This is a genomic window from Bacteroides intestinalis DSM 17393 (assembly GCF_000172175.1).
GTDB classification, from domain to species: Bacteria; Bacteroidota; Bacteroidia; order Bacteroidales; family Bacteroidaceae; genus Bacteroides; species Bacteroides intestinalis.
In genome coordinates, this window is sequence record NZ_ABJL02000007.1 from 832607 (window position 1) to 854445 (window position 21839).

13 protein-coding genes are annotated in these 21839 nt (G+C 39.4%); 8 read left to right on the top strand and 5 right to left on the bottom strand.

Annotation, left to right across the window (positions count from 1 at the left end; translation table 11 throughout):
• A complete protein-coding gene (locus BACINT_RS07045) occupies positions 1-1692 on the bottom strand; it encodes a tetratricopeptide repeat protein (protein ID WP_007661758.1) in 1692 nt (563 codons plus the stop codon).
• A gap of 138 nt (positions 1693-1830) precedes the next feature.
• Entirely contained in the window at positions 1831-2781 is a 951-nt protein-coding gene (gene xerD / locus BACINT_RS07050; RefSeq protein WP_007661759.1) for a site-specific tyrosine recombinase XerD, read from the bottom strand.
• Positions 2782-3020: 239 nt separating this feature from the next.
• Between xerD and aroQ the strand changes: the two genes are divergently transcribed.
• The 3 genes from aroQ (at position 3021) to BACINT_RS07065 (ending at position 5653) form a co-directional block, all read left to right on the top strand.
• A complete protein-coding gene (gene aroQ / locus BACINT_RS07055) occupies positions 3021-3443 on the top strand; it encodes a type II 3-dehydroquinate dehydratase (protein WP_007661760.1) in 423 nt (140 codons plus the stop codon).
• 22 nt (positions 3444-3465) lie between these two features.
• A complete protein-coding gene (gene pyk / locus BACINT_RS07060) occupies positions 3466-4923 on the top strand; it encodes a pyruvate kinase (protein ID WP_007661761.1) in 1458 nt (485 codons plus the stop codon).
• A 100-nt stretch (positions 4924-5023) separates the two neighbouring features.
• Entirely contained in the window at positions 5024-5653 is a 630-nt protein-coding gene (locus tag BACINT_RS07065; RefSeq protein ID WP_007661762.1) for an O-methyltransferase, read from the top strand.
• A gap of 3 nt (positions 5654-5656) precedes the next feature.
• Here BACINT_RS07065 and BACINT_RS07070 read toward each other — a convergent pair whose 3' ends face one another.
• Together BACINT_RS07070 and BACINT_RS07075 are read right to left on the bottom strand one after the other, a co-directional pair.
• Complete coding sequence (locus BACINT_RS07070; protein WP_007661763.1) at positions 5657-7603, bottom strand: tetratricopeptide repeat-containing sensor histidine kinase; 1947 nt, start codon at positions 7601-7603, stop codon at positions 5657-5659.
• Positions 7600-8691 (bottom strand): sensor histidine kinase, encoded by a 1092-nt coding sequence (locus tag BACINT_RS07075; RefSeq protein WP_007661765.1) that lies wholly within the window; start codon positions 8689-8691, stop codon positions 7600-7602. The genes BACINT_RS07070 and BACINT_RS07075 overlap by 4 nt, the downstream gene beginning before the upstream one ends.
• Positions 8692-8828: 137 nt before the next feature.
• On the opposite strand from BACINT_RS07075, the gene rbfA reads away from it, so the two are divergent.
• The 4 genes from rbfA to BACINT_RS24520 all read left to right on the top strand — a co-directional run bounded on the left by rbfA (position 8829) and on the right by BACINT_RS24520 (position 14079).
• Positions 8829-9161 carry a 30S ribosome-binding factor RbfA gene (rbfA, locus tag BACINT_RS07080; RefSeq protein ID WP_007661767.1) on the top strand — a complete coding sequence of 111 codons (333 nt, stop codon included), beginning with the start codon at positions 8829-8831 and terminating at the stop codon, positions 9159-9161.
• The gene (locus BACINT_RS07085; RefSeq protein WP_007661769.1) at positions 9158-10390 is read left to right on the top strand and encodes an FtsX-like permease family protein; all 1233 of its coding nucleotides are present in this window, start codon (positions 9158-9160) and stop codon (positions 10388-10390) included. The genes rbfA and BACINT_RS07085 overlap by 4 nt, the downstream gene beginning before the upstream one ends.
• A 187-nt stretch (positions 10391-10577) precedes the next feature.
• Positions 10578-13529, top strand: coding sequence for a glycosyl hydrolase (locus BACINT_RS07095; RefSeq protein ID WP_232288749.1), 2952 nt, complete (start codon positions 10578-10580; stop codon positions 13527-13529).
• Positions 13516-14079: a glycosylhydrolase-like jelly roll fold domain-containing protein gene (locus BACINT_RS24520; RefSeq protein WP_007661776.1), complete on the top strand. Its 564-nt coding sequence runs from the start codon at positions 13516-13518 to the stop codon at positions 14077-14079. The genes BACINT_RS07095 and BACINT_RS24520 overlap by 14 nt, the downstream gene beginning before the upstream one ends.
• A 79-nt stretch (positions 14080-14158) precedes the next feature.
• Here the strand turns inward: BACINT_RS24520 and BACINT_RS07100 are convergent, their stop codons facing one another.
• The gene (locus BACINT_RS07100; protein WP_044154821.1) at positions 14159-18214 is read right to left on the bottom strand and encodes a hybrid sensor histidine kinase/response regulator transcription factor; all 4056 of its coding nucleotides are present in this window, start codon (positions 18212-18214) and stop codon (positions 14159-14161) included.
• A 531-nt stretch (positions 18215-18745) separates the two neighbouring features.
• Between BACINT_RS07100 and BACINT_RS07105 the strand changes: the two genes are divergently transcribed.
• Positions 18746-21820, top strand: a complete 3075-nt coding sequence (locus BACINT_RS07105) for a SusC/RagA family TonB-linked outer membrane protein (protein ID WP_044154822.1) — start codon at positions 18746-18748, stop codon at positions 21818-21820.
• Positions 21821-21839: the final 19 nt, after the last annotated feature.

Below are 21839 nucleotides of genomic sequence, written 5' to 3' on the forward strand. Positions count from 1 at the left end.
TTACTGAGCGATGCTCATAAATTCTGCATTCGTGAAATACTTAGCAAATTCCAAGTCAGAAGCAGCTTTCTTAGCCAATGACGGTTCTTTAGCAACAGCGTTCTTCAAACTGCTGGTTACCATAGAAGCATTGTTGGTTCTTGCACCTAATACAGCCATCAGGTAGTCAGTATAAGCGTCAGGTTTTGCTACACTAGCCAAAGTGTTTTTAGCCTTGTTGTAGTCCTTAGCCAAGATCTGTGCCAAAGCAGCGCTGTTAGTCTTAGTGTCACCGAATGCGCTTACAGCTCTGTCATATTGACCTTGAGCAATATACAGGTTACCCAGTGCTTCGTTCAGTTCTTTTGCACCTGAAGCTTTGCTCAGATAGCTTTCTGCAGCAGCTTTGTCACCCTTAGTCAGAGCGATCAAACCGAGATTCATATTAACTTCAGGAGCATCTTTGATAGAAGCAGCTTTCTTGAAGTAGCTTTCAGCTTTGTCAAGGTTACCTGCCTGATAAGCCAACTTACCTAAGTTGTTGTAAGCACGGAAATCGTTCGGATAGATTTGAGTAGCTTTAGTGAAGATGACTTCTTGCTTAGCCGGATCGTTAGTCAGTGTAGTTGCATACAGCAATTCTTCTATATTCAACTGCTTAGGATCAGATGCAGCCAGACTTGCAATTTCTTCGTCAGACTTACCGATGATTTCATAGTTCAAAGTCAGACGTGAACGACGCAACTGCGGCAAAATGTCGTCAGCTAAGTTCTTGTAAACAGAAGAGATGTTCTTGATTTCCTGTTCTCTTTGTTCAGGATCAGAATACATAGACAGAACACGAAGGATCAGTTCTTTATCCTGGATATTGGATTTAGATACCAATTCCTGGAAACCTTGCCAGTCCTGAGCAGTGTATTTAGTATCGATAGCTGCGTCAACTTTAGATTTCTTTAAGTTCTGGTTGATAACTTTTGCAGTGTTATCCTGACGGTTTTCAGCCAACTTAGTGTTCAGGCTTACACCACCATCGGGAGATGCATAAGCAGAAATTTCAATGTTACTGATCTTCTTGTTTACAGCACCGTCTATATTCTTCACTTCTTCATTAAATTCCTTAGCGGTCTTCAATTCGCTGGCGCGAACGTTAGCTTGCTGGATAAGGAACATGATGTTAGCATCGTGTTTTTCCTTGATGATACGTTGGAAAGCATCGTCACCATTAGCAGGATTAGCACTGCCCAATGTCTGTCCAATCATTTCGGAAGTAGAAATCACACCATCAGCTACTTTTACAGCAGGGATAGTTACTGTTTTCTTGCCGATTGTAGCTTTGAACTCCAAATACAATTCAGACTTAGCCATTTCCGGAACATAGTCGAAAGAAGTTTTCATTGTGTAATTACCACCCATCTTGTAAGAGATAGTCTGGTCGTTACCTTCTACTTTTTCTCCTTGGAATACAGCAGGCTGACCTTTAGCTTCGCCACCATTCCATTTCAAAACCGGGGTTACTTCCACTACGGCTTTCTTGTTAAAATACTTTTCAGGGAATTTTCCATTAATCGTGGCCGGTACTTTGCCGCCTATGGCTTCAAGAACCTGAGGAGTCACGGTGAAATAATCAGAGGATAATTCACCCATTTTGCTGCTACATGATGAAAGAGCAACAACCAGTGCCATTAACAAAGGCAGATACAATTTCTTAGTCATCTTAGGTATAAATTAATTGTTTGTAATTGAAATTAGTCTACTCGTTTTTCTTAGTGCCTATTACCACATAATAATAGCCTCGCAAAGATATTAAATCTATCGGCACAATCTAACACGAATAGCCAATTTTATTATAATTTAATGAAATCCTGTATCTTTTCTGTACTTAATGTTCCGTGGATGGTGCTCAATGATCTCACTTCGCAACATATTCCGGTCGATATGGGTGTAGATTTCAGTGGTCGCAATAGACTCGTGTCCCAGCATACATTGGATGGCGCGGAGGTTGGCACCTCCTTCCAACAAGTGGGTGGCGAAGGAATGGCGGAAGGTGTGCGGACTGATATTTTTGGTGATGCCGGCTTTCTCTGCCAGCTCTTTAATCAGGTGAAAAACCATGATGCGGGAAATGCTATTTCCCCATCGGGCAAGAAAAACGTAATCTTCAAATCCTTTCTTTATTTTACCAAGATTGCGGTCGAGCAGCCAGTATTTTATTTCTTTGATGGCACGGGGAGAAATAGGGACTAAACGCTGTTTGCTGCCTTTTCCTTCTACCTTGATAAAACCCTCGTCAAAGTAGAGCTCGGATAACTTCAGGTTACAAAGTTCCGAGACACGCAATCCGCAGCTGTATAGGGTTTCCAGGATGGCACGGTTGCGTTGTCCTTCCTTCTTGCTCATGTCTACGGTGGAGATAATAGTATCTATTTCTTCGACGGTAAGCACTTCGGGTAGTTTGAATCCGATTTTAGGACCTTCGAGTAGTTCGCTGGGATCATCTTCTCGATAGTCTGCCATGACCAGAAAGTGGAAGAAAGATTTTATTCCCGACAGGATACGTGCTTGCGAGCGGGGATGAATACCGATGTCGTGTAATCCGGCAGCAAAGCGTTGCAAATCATCCAGAGTCACAGCCAGCATATCGATGTTTTCTGTTTTCAGAAAACACAGCAGTTTGTTAAGATCGGTCAGGTAGGCATCAAGCGTATTGGCAGAAAGAGCCTTTTCTAACTTTAAATATTGCTGGTACTTTCTGATTATCAACGCTTGTCTCTCGTTATTCGTTGATTTTTCTTCTGTTTTCATTTCTTTTTTCTACCTTTGCTCCGCGAAAATAGGCTGCACTTTAGCAGAATACTGATAAATTTGCTTCTGCGTACGGTCTGCACTATCTTTGCAACTCGATTTAAATATTTCTTAGGGCATATCTGAGCCGTGTCTGCTCCGTATTCGCTCCGTATCTATACACTTGGACTTGGTACGGACTTGGTACGGACTTGGTACGGAGCAGGTACTTCCGGGACAAAGGTATAAAAAATTGTGTTATGAGGATACAAATAATTAATGGCCCGAATATCAATCTGCTGGGCAAACGTGAACCTTCCATTTACGGCAGTGTTACTTTTGAAGATTACCTTGCCGAACTTCGTCAGAAGTATACTGATATACAGATAGACTACTTTCAGTCGAACATTGAAGGAGAGCTGATAGATAAGATTCAGCAAACCGGTTTTGATGTAGATGGGATTATCCTGAATGCGGGTGCCTACACGCATACCTCTATCGCCCTGCAGGATGCTATCCGTTCGGTTACTTCTCCGGTTATCGAGGTACATATTTCTAATGTGCATGCTCGTGAGGCTTTCCGTCATGTATCTATGATAGCTTGCGCCTGCAAAGGCGTTATCTGCGGTTTCGGGTTGAACTCCTACCGCCTGGCACTGGAAGCGTTGATAAGTGATAAATGATTAAATAAATAGGTATAAGATTATGTTATTAAAACAGACTAAGATCGTTGCAACCATTTCTGATAAACGCTGCGACGTTGATTTTATAAAAGGCTTGTTTGAAGCCGGTATGAATGTGGTGCGTATGAACACGGCACATCTCGGCCGCGAAGGCTCGGAGATGTTGATAAATAATGTGCGTGCGGTATCTAATCGCATAGCTATCCTGATGGATACTAAGGGACCGGAGGTGCGCACTACCATCTGTGCTGAACCTATTCCGTATAAAGTAGGGGATAAGGTAAAAGTAGTAGGTAATCCCGATTTGGACACTACGCGCGAATGTATTTCTGTCTCTTATCCGAACTTTGTGCACGATGTGGCTGTCGGCATACATATTCTTATAGATGATGGCGATCTGGAAATGGTCGTTGTGGAAAAGACGGATGATTATCTGGTGTGTGAGATACAAAATGATGCTACTCTGGGAAGTCGTAAGAGTGTAAATGTACCGGGTGTACGTATCAATCTTCCTTCTCTGACGGAGAAGGACCGTACAAATATCCTGTATGCCATTGAGAAAGATATTGATTTTATTGCTCACTCTTTTGTACGTAATAAACAGGATGTTCTGGATATAAAGGAAATACTGGATGCCCATAACAGCGATATCAGGATTGTTGCCAAGATAGAAAATCAGGAAGGCGTTGATAACATCGATGAAATTCTGGAAGTAGCTGACGGTGTGATGGTAGCTCGCGGTGACTTGGGCATTGAAGTTCCGCAAGAACGTATTCCCGGTATCCAGCGTGTGCTCATCCGTAAATGTATTCTGGCTAAGAAGCCGGTAATTGTGGCTACTCAGATGCTTCATACGATGATTACGAATCCGCGTCCTACCCGTGCAGAGGTAACGGACATTGCAAATGCTATCTATTACCGTACGGATGCTTTGATGCTGAGCGGTGAAACAGCTTATGGTAAATATCCGTTGGATGCTGTGAAAACCATGACAAAGGTTGCCGCACAGGCAGAAAAAGATAAATTGGCTGATAATGATATCCGAATTCCGTTGGATGAAAACAGCAATGATGTGACAGCTTTCCTCGCAAAGCAAGCAGTAAAGGCTACTTCAAAGTTGAAGATACGTGCGATCATTACTGATAGTTACAGTGGACGTACAGCCCGTAATCTGGCTGCATTCCGTGGTAAATATCCGGTGTTGGCTATTTGTTATAAGGAAAAGACCATGCGTCATCTGGCACTTTCTTATGGCGTGGAAGCCATTTATATGCCGGAGCTTGCTAACGGACAAGAATATTACTTTGCAGCTTTGCGCCGTCTGCTGAAAGAAGGCCGTCTGTGCGAGACTGATATGGTCGGTTATCTAAGTAGCGGCAAAGCCGGTACACATACTTCTTTCCTTGAAATTAACGTAGTGGGAGATGCTTTGAAGTATGCAGAAGAAAGTGTATTGCCCAATAAGAATAGATACCTTTGATTAATTGACAATTGACAGTTGACAATTACTATGCAGTGTGACAGCGCAGCTAATTGTCAATTGTCAATTATCAATTGTCAATAGTTAATTGTCGATTGTTATGACCATAGACGAATATATTTTACAGCATATCGATGATGGAGGCGATTATCTGAAAGCTCTTTATCGGGATACGCACCTTAAATTGCTGTATCCGCGTATGGCGTCAGGACACTTGCAGGGTCGGATGCTGAAGATGTTTGTCAGGATGATTCGTCCCCGGAGAATATTGGAAATCGGTACATATAGCGGTTATTCAGCTCTTTGCATGGCCGAAGGGTTGCCGGAAGACGGAATGTTGTATACGTTTGAGATTAATGATGAGCAGGAGGACTTCACACGCCCTTGGCTGGAAAATTCTGTTTATGCAGATAAAATTAAGTTTTATATAGGTAATGCCTTGGAAATGGTCCCACAGTTTGATCTCACTTTTGATCTTGCTTTTATTGATGGTGATAAGCGCAGGTATATAGACTATTATGAAATGGTGCTGCCACGTCTGTCTGATGGTGGTTATATCCTTGCTGATAACACCTTGTGGGATGGACATGTGCTTGAAGAACAACCGCATCGCACCGACTTGCAAACCATCGGCATCAAGGCTTTCAATGACCTTATTGCACAAGATTCGAGGGTGGAAAAGGTGATCCTTCCTTTGCGTGACGGACTGACGATTATACGTAAGAAATGATATTTAAGCCAGCGGATAGGTGATTGTAACCACTTTTTGTTCTCCTTCCGAAACCAGATAGCTTCCTTTAAATGCTTCCAGACAAAGTTTGTTGATGTCATGCAGGATGCGTTGCTCCTGTTCGTCTTTCCATATATGGTAAAGTGGACTTCCTGTGACAGTAATTCTGAGGTATTGCCCCTCTTTTGTCAGTGTATATTCTACTTGGCAAATATCTCCGGTATACAATTTGGGTACGCACAATAGTGATGACAGTACTTTGAGGAACCATCTGCTATCTGCCTGAATGGGTAATATCTCTAAATCTGTATGGAAGTATGCATTCACCATTTTTGTTTGCATATTTACCATCATTTTTACTTCCCGACAGAGTTCCACGGCATCACATTCTTGTACGTTAAATCGCATCATTCCTGCTTCAAGACGTGATAAATCAAGGATATTGTTTATCAAGGCCAGTAACTTTTCAGAATTATGCTTTATGGTAACCGAGTATTCCTGTATTTCTTCTTCGGAAAGGTTTTTCTCGGTGGACAACAATTCAGAGAAGCCTACGACGGTATTCAGTGGTATACGGATCTCGTAAGTGATATTTTTCAGAAAATACTCTTTCATTTTATCTGTTGCTTCTATCGTTTCTAATGCTTGCCGGGTTTCTTCCTCCGAACGACGTAGTTGCCGGTGAATACGAAAGGCACGTATGATGGCAAGAAGCATGAGGATCAGTATGATGGCAGAGGCTCCGACGTATATCCAGCGATATTGTTTGGTCAGTAGTTCCTTGTCTAATAACGCTTTCTGGATTTTATAGTTGGCCTGATATACTTCTTCATGGCGTTGCAGCATATCCTGATTGAGAGAATCTCCTTTTAGGGCTGCTGTTTTATAAATATTGGCTGCTTCTTCATATCGACCGGCTTCTAGCATAGCTTCTGCTTTCATCTTAAGGATACTATTTTCGTGAAAGGGTTCTGCTCCTTGGCAGGATGATAAGGCCAGATCGAAGGCTTGGAAACATTTGTCCCAGTCTTTTATAAGTTTATAATATACCCCCCATAAAGCATGGTAATCAATATAGTAGCTGAAATATATTTCTTTATCGTAATATTTCTTTGCTATTGTCAGGTGCATTTTAAGATTATCTTTGTCTTTGGTTTTAGCATAAACCATACCGAAAGATACTTCTATTTCTAAATAGATGTTTTTCAGTACATTGATAGATTGTGTGTCCTCTTTTATCAACTTTTCCACTACCTTTTGTTGCTGCTCTAATTCGCTGAGGGCTTCTATATATTTCTGTTGCGACAGATATATTTCAGCTAGGCTTTTGTGTATCAGTAGGAGAGAATAATTGTTGGCATTCGGATTTATAGTCAAAGCTTGTTTATAGCTTGCAATCGCTTCATCATATTGCTCTGCAAAATTTTGTGCCTGCGCCAAGGCTATGAGTGAAACGAATACTCCCCTGTCATACTTGATCCGTATGGATTCTTTTTGCATTTCTTTGGCCTGCATAATGGCGTATTCCGTATCTCCCTGGGCACACCTGGCTTGTAGGATGGATAACCAGATGGTATAATAGAGTGAGTAATTTTTATATCGGTAGCTGGCTTCCTTCAGGTTCAGAAAACATCGTTCCATCTCAGACGCTTCAGCCCGGAATTCATAGTGACGGCAGTAATCAAAAAGGACGTATAACTCTTCTTCATGTATCCCTTTTTGTCTGGATAGCGCAAGAGCTGAGTCCAGGAATTCTAAAGCTATATCTTTGCCCATATATTGCTGGAATGCATTTCTCAATATCTTTGAGCGGAGTGTATCGTTTGACTCAAATTTGACGGTCTGAAAGATGCTGTCACGGAATTGCTTGTCCGTTGAGATAGATGATTCTGCTCTTATCTGGAAAAGTATTCCTATTATAAACAAAAGTATAAATATTATTTTCTTCATGCTCTGCCCTCCTGCTTTAATGGGTGTGTGAAGACGAAGCGTGAACCATCGGTATACTGCGGGTCTATCCATATTCTTCCGCCAAGACGGCTGATGATGAGCTGGCAGATAGCTAATCCGAGACCTGTTCCCTGAGATTTCTCGTTTACTCTTTCGAAACGTTCGAATATGCTGCTTTGTTTTTCTGACGGGATACCGCAACCGGTATCTGTGATGGAGAATTGAGCCATCCCTTCTTCATTCTGTTCCAATTGCAGAATGATGCTTCCTTCTTTTGTAAACTTAGTTGCGTTGACCAATATATTGATTAGTACCTGGTGTAACCGCAGTGTATCAGTTTCGATTTCCAAAGAAGGAAGTTCTGTCCTGAAGAATATTTCAGCCTGTGTTTGTTTGATACCTTCCAGTGTTTGTATGATACCTTCGCACAAGTTTACTGCATTGCACTGCTTGAGATTGAATTTCATGTTTGTTACGTCAAGGCAAGAGATGTCCACTACATCATTTACGAGATTCAGTAAGAGGCGTGAATTTAGTTGGATGATGTCATTGCATTGTTTTCGGGTTTCTTCATCAATGCCCGGAGTAGTAAGTACGTCAGAGAAACCGGATAAAGCGTTTAGAGGTGTTCGGATTTCATGACTCATATTTGATATGAACAAGCTTTTATTGCGTATTGAGTTTTCCACGGCTTTTTCTGCCTTTTGTAACTTCCGTTTTGAAAGCATTAATTTTTTTGCTTTTCTTTTTAGGTAAAGGAAGCCGAAAATCGTGATAATGATAAGGCAAGGCAATACGATAAGGGCTAATAACAACAAATGATTCTGTTGCTGGTTATTGGCCAGTTGTAATTCGTCAATAGAATATGTATTACGTAGATCTTTTACTTTGTGAGTACTGATTTCTTTGTAGTCAGCATCAATCTTTTCTCCTAATTCTTTGTATAGATTGGCAGCTTTTTCATACTGCTGCTCTTTCATATATTGATCCGCAACTTTTCGGAGGCTATCTTGTTTACTGTCCTGATTAGCCTGACTGCAAAGAAGCAAGGGAGGCAGGAATAGCAATATGAAGACGAGTCTTTTCATGTTTTTTTGATTAGTGTTGTTGCAAAGATAATTCTATTGTGAATTGATTGGCTCGATAATCGTGCTAAAAAAAGTATAATTTGTCAACTAACCCAGATATTTCAGTAACTTTGTCTCTAAATAAAGGAATAAATAGTATGGAAACTACCAGACAGAACAAAATATGTCGTTTACTTCAAAAGGAATTGAGCGAAATTTTCTTGTTACAAACAAAATCTATGCCGGGCATATTGGTATCAGTCAGTGCTGTGCGTATCAGTCCTGACCTGAGTGTTGCACGTGCTTATCTCAGCATCTTTCCTTCGGAAAAGGCAGAAGAGATGATTAAGAACATCAATGAAAACATGAAGTCTGTTCGTTATGAGTTAGGAACTCGTGTACGTCATCAGCTTCGTATCATCCCCGAACTGAAGTTCTTTGTGGATGACTCACTGGATTATCTTGAGAAAATAGATGAATTGTTGAAGTGAACCTTCCCTTCTACATAGCCCGGCGCTATCTCTTCTCTAAGAAGAAACACAACGCTATCAATATCATTTCCGGCATTTCGGTGTGTGGAGTGGCATTGGCTACGTTGGCGTTGGTCTGTACACTCTCCGTGTTCAATGGTTTTCAGGATATGGTGGCAGGTCTTTTTACGGCTTTCGATCCGGAACTGAAGATTATGGTTCGTGAGGGAAAAGTCTTTGAACCGAATGGAGCTGCTTTTCAGGAGGTGCGTTCTTTGCCGGAAATTGATGTCTGGACAGAGACACTGGAAGATAACGCCATGGTGCAGTATAAAGACCGCCAGGCTATGGCAATCATAAAAGGGGTGGAAGATAATTTTGAACTACTGACGTCTATCGACAGTTTGCTATACGGTGCAGGGGATTTTATCTTGCACGATTCCATAGTGGATTACGGGGTTTTGGGTGTGGAACTGATCTCTGAGCTGGGGACTGGTCTTCAGTTCGTAGATCCGCTTCAGGTATATGCCCCTAAGCGGAATGTACGTGTGAATGTGGCTAATCCTTCTGCTTCTTTTAATCGCGATTACCTCTTTTCTCCCGGAGTTGTGTTTGTGGTGAACCAGCAAAAATATGATGCGCGTTATATTCTCACTTCTCTTGATTTTGCACGTAATCTTTTTAATTATGATACGGAGGTATCTGCTGTTGAACTGAAGTTGAAATCGGATACAGATGCCTCTGCCGTACAGAAAAAGATTTCCCGCATCTTAGGTGATGATTTTGTGGTCTTGAACCGTTATGAGCAGCAGGCTGATGTATTCCGTATCATGGAGATAGAGAAGTTTATATCTTACCTGTTCCTTACGTTTATCCTTGCTATAGCCTGTTTCAATGTGATTGGTTCTCTTTCTATGCTTATTCTTGATAAGCGGGAGGACGTGGAAACCTTACGTAATCTTGGAGCGGATGATCGGTTAATCGCTCGCATCTTCTTGTTTGAAGGCCGGCTTATATCTTTGTTCGGTGCACTTTCCGGCATTATCCTTGGTTTGCTGCTTTGCTATATTCAGCAGCGTTTCGGCATTATCTCCTTGGGCGGTGGTGGCGGTGGTTTTATTGTGGATGCTTATCCAGTCAGTGTTCATGCAACGGACGTTATATTGATATTTGTTACTGTGATTACCGTTGGCTTCCTTTCAGTATGGTATCCGGTCCACTATCTGACGAAGCGGCTACTGAAGAGATGATTGTACCTGTGATTCTTCTTTTAATGGGTAGAAAGTGTATGCAATCTGGCCATTAGTGTATTCATTCTGTATTTTGCAGGTTTGGATATCATTATGGCAGAATACCATATATGTATCCATTGTTGGGCTCTTATATTTGCATGTAGAAACAATGATTAATAGAACCCACCTAAAAATCTTTTTATTCATGGAACGACGTACTTTTCTTAAAATTTTGTCATCAGCGGGTATCGTTAGTTTGGTTAGTCCTGCTTTTGCTATGGGAGTATGTAGGAACAAGGTATCTAAATCTTCTTCAACACTTCTCGAATCTACTTTCCGTAATCCGCCTTTCTCTTCCGGAGTTTATACGTGGTGGCACTGGATGAATGGTAATATTACTAAAGATGGCATAACCTGTGACCTTGAAGCCATGAAAGCAAATGGCATTGCAGGCTATCAATTGTTTGAAGCAGGAAGTGGCATTCCCATTGGTCCGGTAGAATCGCTTAGTGATGAGTGGGTAGATCTTATTTTACATACGCTCAAAGAGTCAGAGAGATTGGGCTTGGAGTTTGCAATGCACAACTGCCCCGGCTGGTCATCTAGTGGTGGACCTTGGATTACTCCGGATAAAGCTATGCAGATAATAACATGGAGCGAAACAAAAGTAACAGGTGGAAAACAAATCCGGATGCCGTTGCCTACTCCCAAACATATGTTTGATTATTATATAGATACATTTTGTTTGGCTATTCCGGCAAATATGGAAGTGATACCTAAGTCATCGGTTCTTGAATTGTCAGGGCAACTTAAGGATGGCGTTTTAACTTGGGCGGCTCCCGCTGGTGAGTGGTTGATTATGCGTTTCGGACAAACAGCTAAAGATCAGAAGAATAAGTCAGCTCCCTCTAAATCGACCGGATTGGATTGTGACAAATTCAGTACGGAAGCACTAGACTATCATTTGGATTGTATGTTTAAGAGGCTGATGCCTGCAATGGAGAAGGTAGCCAAACATTCTAAGATTGGCTTGCTGATAGATAGCTATGAAACGGGCGATCAGGATTGGACTTCCGACATGCCTGCCTACTTTGAACAAAAGCATAGGTATGCGCTTTATCCGTTTTTGCCTGCGTTAGCTAATAAGGTGGTTGAGAGTGAGGAAAGTACGAAGCGTTTCCTGTTTGACTTTCGCCGAACCAGAGCTGATCTGTTTGCTGAGCGTTACTATGCGCATTTTCAAAAACGGTGTAAAGAGAAAGGTATAATAACTTATACAGAGCCTTACGGTGGCAATATGATGGAAGAATTGCAAGTGGCACAACAGCTTGACATTAATATGGGAGAATTCTGGTGTGGCCAGACTGTGCTTTGGGCAAATTATAAATATAACCGTACCGTTAAACAAGTGGCTTCAATAACACATACGCTTGGTGGAAAGATTGTTGGTGCTGAGGCTTTTACTTCTGAACCAGATGCAGACAAATGGCTGTTGTATCCATATGCTCTAAAGTCACTAGGTGATTATATGTTCACCCGGGGACTTAGTAGGATTTATTTTCATCGTTTTGCCCACCAACCGCATCCTACTGCCGCTCCGGGAATGACGATGGGAGCATGGGGATTGCACTTTGACCGTACCAATACGTGGTGGAAACCGGGGAAAGCGTGGATTGACTATTTGAATCGTTGTCAGCACATTTTCCAGAGCTCAACTTTCTATGGTGATATTCTTTATCATAATGGTGATGATAGTTTTGGCAGTACCATTGAACCGGAACAAACCCCATTGGCACCTCCAGAAGGGTATGATTATGACATGGTAAATACTGAAATACTGGACAAGGCACACATCAAGGATGGAAAGATTCTTCTTCCTGCTACACGCTTTGATGGCTATAAGCTCTTAGTGTTGCTTAAATCGGAAACAATGTCATTGCATACGTTGCGGATACTGGATCGATTGGTGGATGAGGGAATGGTGTTGGTTGGTCAAAAGCCACAGCATACATTAGGTTTGTGTGATGGGGAGAAAGAAAATGAGTTTGTTGCATTGGTGAAAAAAGTCTGGCAGTACCCGAACGTATATGAAGGAGAGGATTTACAAATCATTCTCAATCGGTTAGGTGTATCTCCTGACTTTGTTTATTATTCTGAGACAGGAAATTCAGCTGTTCATGCTATCCATTATCAACAGGAAGGAGTCGAGATATACTTCTTGGCAAATCGTAAGCGAGCGTATGAAAAAGGAACAGCTCATTTCCGGATAAAAGGTTATATTCCGGAGTTATGGGATCCTTATACAACTGAAATTTTACAGTGCCCGGTCTATCGCACTGATAGTGAAGGTGTAGAAATTCCTCTTAATTTTACTCCTGCAGGATCTATGTTTGTTGTTTTTCGTAAGGCTGAAAAACAACGGAAGTGTACAAATTTGAAATACAATGGAGTTTCTTTGTTTCCAACTATTAAAAATGTAGTGGAACAGGATTCTTTATCTGTAAATTTTAGTATTACTTGTTGGATAAAGCCTGAGGTGGACATAGCCATAACCGAAGAACAGGAACTTGGTGATATGTGTGCTCGTTTTTTTGCAATTTACCCTTTAGAAGGAGAGAGGCGACATGGAAACGGGCATAGTGCTGTTGGGTTGTCAGTGGGGCGGAATGGAGTGGTTGTATATGAGCGGACTATACATAATAAAGCTGTATACCGAAATCTCAGACCATTATCGGGGTGGACTCATTTGGCTTTGATCTATCAGAATAACGTACCGCATCTTTGGATAAATGGAGTATATGCTGGGGCAGGAACAACTTCAAGCACAATTGTACACCTCGAGACATTGCATTCGGATTTGTTGTGTAAAGCGGATGCTTATGAAGGTGGACTTTGTAATTTATGTATCCATTCTTCAAGTATTGACCAGACAGAGATAACCAAACTTTACCAAAAAGGGGTACCTGCTCCGTTCCATCCAAGTGAGCAGGTGATATCATGGTTGCCCAATTATCAGTTTATTGCATGGCAAGCTGGTATTTATGAGTTTGTTTCAGAGCATACAAGTTTTCGGAAGCATGTTGACATTCTTCCTGCGCGTATTTTGTTAGAGGGGCCCTGGAGGGTTCGATTTCCAAAAAAATATGGGAGTAACTGAAGAAATTACTTTAAGCCAGTTGCATTCATTGCATTTAGAAGAAAATTTTGGGGTTCGTCATTTTTCGGGAACGATGAATTATCTCTATTCGCTGTCTATCAATAGTGCCTATTTACAAGACGATATTTGTTTACGTTTGGATCTAGGGCGTGTAGAAGTACTTGCTGAAGTGTTGGTGAATGAGAACTGTGCTGGAATCTGTTGGGCTCCTCCCTATTCTGTTGATATACAACAATTTTTGCACGAAGGAGATAATACAATAGAAATTCGTGTAACAAATTTGTGGGTCAACCGATTGATTGGTGATGAGTACATGCCTGAAGAGAATATTTATGGTTATCAGGATATTCCAAATAAATATTCTACATTGCGCAACGGTGGTATCAAAAAACTTCCTGAATGGTATATACAGGGTAAACCGAAACCTGCAGGAGGCAGAATTGCATTTACAACTTGGAAGCATTATGACAAAACCTCACCCCTTGTTGAGTCCGGTTTATTGGGACCGGTCACGCTAACGGCTGGGAAAATAGGGAACTTGAATAGGTAAGGTGCTTTCTGGATATAAATTTGAGGCAAGAGTGATATCATTTTCATTCTTGCCTTAAGTATCTATGTACAAGCTCTTTTTAGTTGAGAGAATTGTCTTTGTGCTTATTGCTTTCTCTGTATTCCTTAGGAGTTTGATTGTATCGTTTGCCAAATTCTTTATAGAAATGTGACCGATTTGTGAAAGCTGTCCGATACATGACTTCTTGTATAGTCAACGTGGTGGTTAATAGTAGTTTCGCGGCATAATTAATTCTTTGTTCTTTAATGAAATCTTTAGGTGGTAGCTGCTCCAGATTTTTAAACTTGCGATATAAGTTTCTACTGCTGGTTTGCATGGCTCCTGCAAGTTCTTCCGGTCCGAACTTGGTGTTGTCCATATTTCTATTGATTAGTTCAACAGCAGTTTCTATAAACTTCTTATCTTCCTGTTGTAGCAAATGTCCACCACTAAATTCAAAGGCACTTGCTGAGGAGTTGTAATATTGCTTTAATTCTTCCTGCTTTTTTAATAGTTGCTTGATGATGCTCTTCAGATATTGAGTATTGAATGGTTTGGGGATATAAGCATCTGCTCCAGATTCTATACCTTCAATCTTTTCATCGGTTGTATTCTTTGCAGAGAGGATAACTAGTGGAATATGCATTGTATGTTTGTTGCTTTTGAGCTGTTTGATTAAGGTGATTCCATCAATTTTAGGCATCATAATATCTGTAATGATGAGGTCCGGTGTTTTTTGTTTTAATATGGTAAGCCCTTCTTCGCCATTTTCTGCGGTTAAAACAGAGTATTCATCGGATAGTATATCTTTTAGCATCCACAGTAGCTCTTTGTTGTCATCTATCATCAGAATGGTTGGCTCCGGTTGATTGGATTCTTCCTGGTGATTGTCTCTTTCAGTTATTTCAGTACTGGTTTTATGGTTAAAAGGTTCAGATTTAGGAACTTCTTCATTTAGTATACGTTCCGCTTTTCCTGTTACTTCAAGTTGTGGCAGGTTCACTATGAACTGAGCATATTGGTTTACTTCACTTTCTACTTCAATAGTACCTTGTAGCAGTTCTACCATGCTTTGGCAGATGGCAAGTCCCAAACCATTTCTGGAAGAAAGCCCTTTAATACTATTCTCTTGAATATTATCAAGTACACTATATCTGTTAAATATAAATGGAATACTCTCTTTGCATATTCCTTTTCCCGTATTATAAACTTTTAGATTTAACTTGTCTCCTTCGGCTTTTATGGATATGCGGATTATTCCATTCTCGGGGGTATATTTAAATGCATTCGAGATAAGATTATTCAGGATCTTTGTGAATCCACTATAATCACTCTTCCACATAATTTCCGGATAGATATCGGTTTCTAGATGGATTTGATTCTGCTCTGCCAACTCACTGAATGAATCTATAATTTCCTTTGCCAGTTTACTGATATTCAGTTCCTGTATGTGGCATATCTGATTACCGGTTTCCATACGGCGGAAATCTATGACCTCCTGTATCAGGCTATTGAGGCGCTCTGTATTTGATTTAATAATCTGAGCATATTTCCTGATGAAAGCATCACTGTTCTCATGCTGCAATATTCTTTCACATGGTCCATAGATCAGGGTAAGTGGTGTGCAAAATTCATGTGTGATGTTAGTGAAGAAACGTAGTTTACCTTCGTACATTTCTACTTTATACTTTTCGTTTAATCTCTTGGAAATAGCGGCTTTTCTCCGTTCGTATTTCCGCCGGATATAGTGCCAGAATCCGAATCCTGCTCCAAGGGCCAGTAATACATATATTATCTGAGCTGCAATACTTTGGTACCAAGGGGGAAGAATGACAATACGGATACTCTGGATTAAATTATCATTGTTATTTCCTCCGTCATTGTATTTCACTCTCAATGTATAGTCTCCGGGAGGAATATTTGTAAATTGAGCTTCATTGGAACGTGTATTCATCCATACATTGCTGAAATTCTCAAGTTTATAAGAATACTTACAGTTCTCACCATTGATAAAGTCGGTGGCAACAAAAGAGATTGCAAAGAAATTCTGGTCATAGTTCAGTACGATATTTTGGGGATTGCTGCCTTTCTTTTCAAATTCATGAATATTATATTCCTTATTGAATATCCTTACTTTAGTAAAATGAATATCAGGTACGAAATTGCTTCTTCCCTTTTTCTCCTTTTTTATCCAGACTATGCCATTTACTCCCCCAAAAAAGTATCTGTTTCTTACTTTGTCTTGAAAATATGCGTTATCACTGAATTCTGTTATATCTAATCCTGTCCTATGATTAAAGTTTTTGAATATATTTTTTTGAGAATCAAATAATATAATACCGGTATTACTGCTTAACCATAGATGTCCTTCTTGGTCTTCAATGATTCCGTGTATTGTATTATTGGGTAAACCCTCATTCTCATTAAAATTCTTATAGTCATAATTGCCATTGGATGAGAATTTTAGTTTAGTTAACCCATAACTTGTACCTAACCACATATCTTCATGTTGGTCTTGATGTATACATAATATATCGCTCATGGGAGCTATGCCATTCCTATCAAAAGAGATGAAAGAATAATCTTCAGTATGCGAGTTTAATCTGATGACACCATTACCACGCATCCCAATCCAGATGATAGAGTCGTTTTCCGGATATATGGCATATATTTGATTATTTTTCTGCTTATGCGGAACCTTAAAGTTAAATGCATGAATCTGTTTAGCTTCAATCCCTTGCTTATGTCGTTGGGTGCTTATTTTCAATAGAGTATTTCCTGCCCCTATCCACAATAGTGAGTCGTTTGTCTCACTCATGGAATGTACGTGGGCGATATCTTGATTAGTATTGTTGATTAATGAGTGAATTTTATTGTCCGAGAAAGAGTAGTAGTTTAAACCGGGGCCATTGGAGCCTATCCACAGAATTGGATACACATTGCTTGGTGCAAATGCGAAAACTGCATTATTAGTGAGTCCTTCTTGAGTTGTAAGATGTGTAACGTTATCATTTGAATACTCTTTTGAAGTATCGTAATTTCTGATTTTTATTACACCGTTATCTTTTGTACCTAACCATAAGGTGTTATATTTATCAGTGTAAACGGCACGAATCGGCCTTTTCTTGCTGATCGGAAGTTCATTGAGTAATATATTGGTAAATGTGTATTCGTCTTTTGTCCATGCATATACCCCTTGGCCGTCTGTGCCAATCCAGATAATATCTTGTTGTTTATCTTTCCACAAAGAGAATACACCACAATTGATGTTGAACTTCTCAACTTGGTAGTTTTGTTCAGCTATTAGTCGTATAAGACCATTTGTTTCAAATCCAATAAGAATGTCTTTATTATCAAAAGCAATAGCTCCGATTTTACCACTTTCCTGAATCGATTGCTTTAATTTTTTGATAAAATGTAGCTTCTCTTTGTCTTTGTAAAATATGTTTCCTTCAGAATCTACCATAATTATTTTCTCGTCACTGTAGAAAGCATATTTTATGAGGTGTGGATATATAAAATCCGGATGTCTGACTACTTGAGGGTTATTTGTTTTTTTACCAGATATGGTATACTTTTCCATTATGCCTTTATGGTTTATCCATACCGTATCTTGTGAATCAATTATGAAACTCGATACATTGTCCAATTCCTTCTCATTATAGAAGGGGAAATTTATAAATTTATTGTCTAATTTCGAATATAGCGATAATGTATTGGGTCTATTAAATACATATAAATAGTCTTGGCTGTCTTTGGCGATATACGAATTTTCGCCAAATTCATTATAGTATTCTTCTATAGTATTACTTTGCTGGGATAGTTTATTTAGCCCCCATTTTGTGCTAATCCATAGATAGTTCTTATCTGTTTCTATAACTTTTCTGATAACGTTACTTGAAAGACTATTTTGATTGTTGATATCAGGCTTATATACATATATCTTTTGGCTGTCGTACATATTGAGCCCGTCATAAGTACCAATCCATAAGAATCGTTTTTCATCCTGAAATAAACAGGTAACGGAACTATTTGATAGCCCGTCACGATTACTAATTTGTCTAAGGTTATGTGAATTGACATTTTGTATAAAACAAAATAGTAGCAGCAAAGAAAATTGAATATAATATTTCATTAGTAGTCCTCTTGGCATTAATCACTTTTACTGGCGAACAAAGATAGTGCTCTGATTGATTTTTCCAAAATTCTATCTGGTTGAATTTAGGTTTTAACAAGATCAACTTTAGTTAAAACTAAGGTTTTATTGTCCGGGGGGATAACCTCTGCTAAAAGACTGTTGTATTCAATTTCGCCATAACTGTATTCTCTTTGTGCATTGCGGATATGAGCATGATATTGGCGAGATATTGTATATATACATATTGCTTGTACGCTAATTTTGCATGTAGAAACAACATCAAACGTTTTCAATAGTGTATTAGTCTTTTTGCAGGTATTGAGAAAAGATACATATTATTAATTTTTGATAAATAGCGATGAATATGGAAAAACATTCTTTTAATTTTTTGAGTATTTCTAAGAAGATGTCATTAGAGTACTTTTTGATAATTTGAGTTTTGGAGAATTACTCATGCTGATGTTTTAAAGGTATTTGTCTCTTTAATAAGTGTCTTTTAAAATAGAACCAATTAAAAAATATATTAATATGAAAAACATTTTTATGCTAACAAACAAAAGTGAACAAAGACTAGGAGGAAAACGGTTCTCTGCAATCCTTCTATTATTGTGTTTATCTCTGTTTACTGTTTATGGTCAGGGAAAGAAAAATATTAAGGGATTAGTCACTGATGAGAAAAATGAACCATTAATAGGAGTCAGTGTAGTGGAACTTGGTACTTCTAATGGTACAGTAACGGATATAGATGGAAAGTTTGATTTAAATGTTTCATCAAATTCGACTTTAAAGTTTAGCTATATCGGCTACAATGTACTTGAGAAAAAGGTTGGCATACAAGCAATGATGAATGTTGTTTTAACTGAGGTTGCCTCAGAATTGGATGAAGTTGTAGTAGTGGGTTATGGAACTGTAAAGAAACGTGATCTGACAGGCTCTGTTACATCTGTTGATTCTGAAAAACTGTTGCAGAGTCCGGCGTTATCCGCTGCTGAGGCTATTCAGGGTAAAGTTCCGGGAGTATTGATACAGAACACAAGTTGGACTCCAGGATCTACTCCGTCTATTCTTATTCGTGGTACACGTTCTATCAAAGCAGGAAATGATCCGTTGTATGTAGTGGATGGTATTCCTATTTCAACAGCTCCTAATTTATTTGCCCCTGGTGATATAGAGTCGATAGAGGTTCTTAAGGATGCCTCAGCCACAGCGATATATGGGTCTAGAGGTGCTAATGGAGTTATCATTATCTCAACAAAGAAAGGTAAGAAAGGAAAAGTACAGGTTGACTATAATGGCTATTACGGAATTCAGACCATTCAAAATAAGTTGGAATTAATGGATGGATCAGAATATGCGGAGTATGTGCGTGAAGCTTATAGAGCTGCCGGACAATATGATTCAGCAGTACCTAATATGGAACTGGATAAAACATTACCTTCGTTTACTGGCGATGATTATACTTGGCAGTCTATTGCGATGGCTTACGATGAAAACGGTAATTATGATCCTGGTAAAGTGCGTTCCGGTGCTTTGTGGTGGAATGAAGTAGAGCGTACAGGTATAGTGACTGATCACCAACTCGGCATCAGAGGGGGAGGTGATAAAATGCAGTTTGCTTTTAATACTACATATTTCAGGAATGAAGGCATTTATAAGAATCAAGACTACTCGCGTTATACGGTAAAGTTGAGTGTTGATGCGGAGGTTACTAATTGGTTGAAGATAGGAGGACAGTCACATTTTAGTCATTCATTACAGGATAGAGGTTCGAATTTTCAGGATTGCTGGCGTGTTAATCCGCTTGGACGATTGTACGATGATGATGGAGCACCTACGTTGATGACCTCGGGTGGTGACTCTCAATGGTGGAATCCTCTTCAATATTTGGAGCCTGATGCTGTAGTAAATCCGTTGAAGATTAACCGTTTCTTAGGTAGTTATTATGGAGAAATCAAACTTCCGTTAGATGGACTTAAGTATCGTGCAAATATTGGCATTGATTTCCATTCTCGGCAGGATTATTCTTTTTTATCTTCAAATGCAAGACAAGGCAATCCTAATCAGGCAAAGAATGCTACTCAACAAACCTATGCTTATACATTTGAAAATCTGTTATTCTATGATAAGCAATTTGGAAAACACTCTATCGGGATTACTTTGCTGCAATCTATTCAGCGCAATAGAACTGAAAGTTTAAGTACTACTGTTCAGGATTTACCTTCGGATGATCTGCTTTTTAATGATATTGCGTCAGCATTGGATATAACAGGATATGACAGTAATAACCAGGTATGGAGCCTTGCTTCTTTCATGGGGCGCTTGAACTACAATTATAAAAGCAGGTATTATGCAACATTCTCAATGCGTTATGATGGCTCTTCACGTTTAGCAGATGGACACAAATGGGTTTCTTTCCCTGCTTTTTCATTGGCATGGAGAGTAAATGAGGAAAACTTCCTTAAGAATTTTGATAAACTTGATAATTTGAAACTGCGTTTCGGATATGGTGTAACTGCCAATACTTCTATTAATCCTTATCAAACAAAGGGATTGTTATCAAAGAAGTATTATAATTATGGAGAAAATATGGTTATTGGTTATACCTCATCCAGCTTACCGGATAAAACATTGACTTGGGAAACTACCGGACAATGGAATGTAGGTGTTGACTTTAGTTTTTTCCGTGGACGTTTGAGTGGAACAGTTGATGCTTATCTGCAAAATACACATGATTTGCTGCTTGACCGTCAGTTACCTGCTGTCTCTGGCTATACGAGTGTACTTACTAATGTTGGTAAGACAAGGAATAAGGGTATTGAAGTTAGTTTATCTACTGTGAATATACAAAATAAAGACTTTACATGGTCTACAGATTTTATGTATTCAACTAATAAGGAAGAAATTGTAGAATTGTATAATGGGAAAGTAGATGATATAGGCAATAGTTGGTTTATAGGCGAAGCGCTTGGGGTATATTATGATTATAAGAAAATCGGTATCTGGCAGGATACTCCGGAAGATCTTGCAGAAATCGAAAAATATAATAAGAATGGTCATAAATTTGCACCGGGAATGATTAAACTGCTGGATATTGATGGAGATCATAAAATTACTGCAGACAATGATCGTATGATCCTTGGACAAAAACGCCCCAAACATATTTTTAATTTTAGCAATACATTTGTTTATAAAGGTCTTGACCTGAATGTTGTTCTTTATGGAACTTTAGGCGGAATGTTGAGAAATGCAGTTCGCGTGAATCACCAGTCTTATCGTAATAATAGTGTGAAATTTGACTATTGGACTCCTAATAATCCCACTAATGCTTATCCGCGTCCTAACAGGTTGTATGACAATATAGAGTATGAATCTTCATTATATTATGAAAAATCTGATTTTTTACGTGTTAAAACAATAACATTAGGGTATACATTACCTAAAAGTCTGGTTAATAAAGCAACTTTATCTAATTGTCGCTTATACGTTACTGCACAGAATCCTCTTGTGTTTACAAGCTACACCGGAGTCGATCCGGAAGGAGCGGCAACCTATGCTTCACCAAGTGTAAGTAGTTGGATATTTGGTATGAATGTTTCTTTTTAAACTAAATAAAATAAGAATA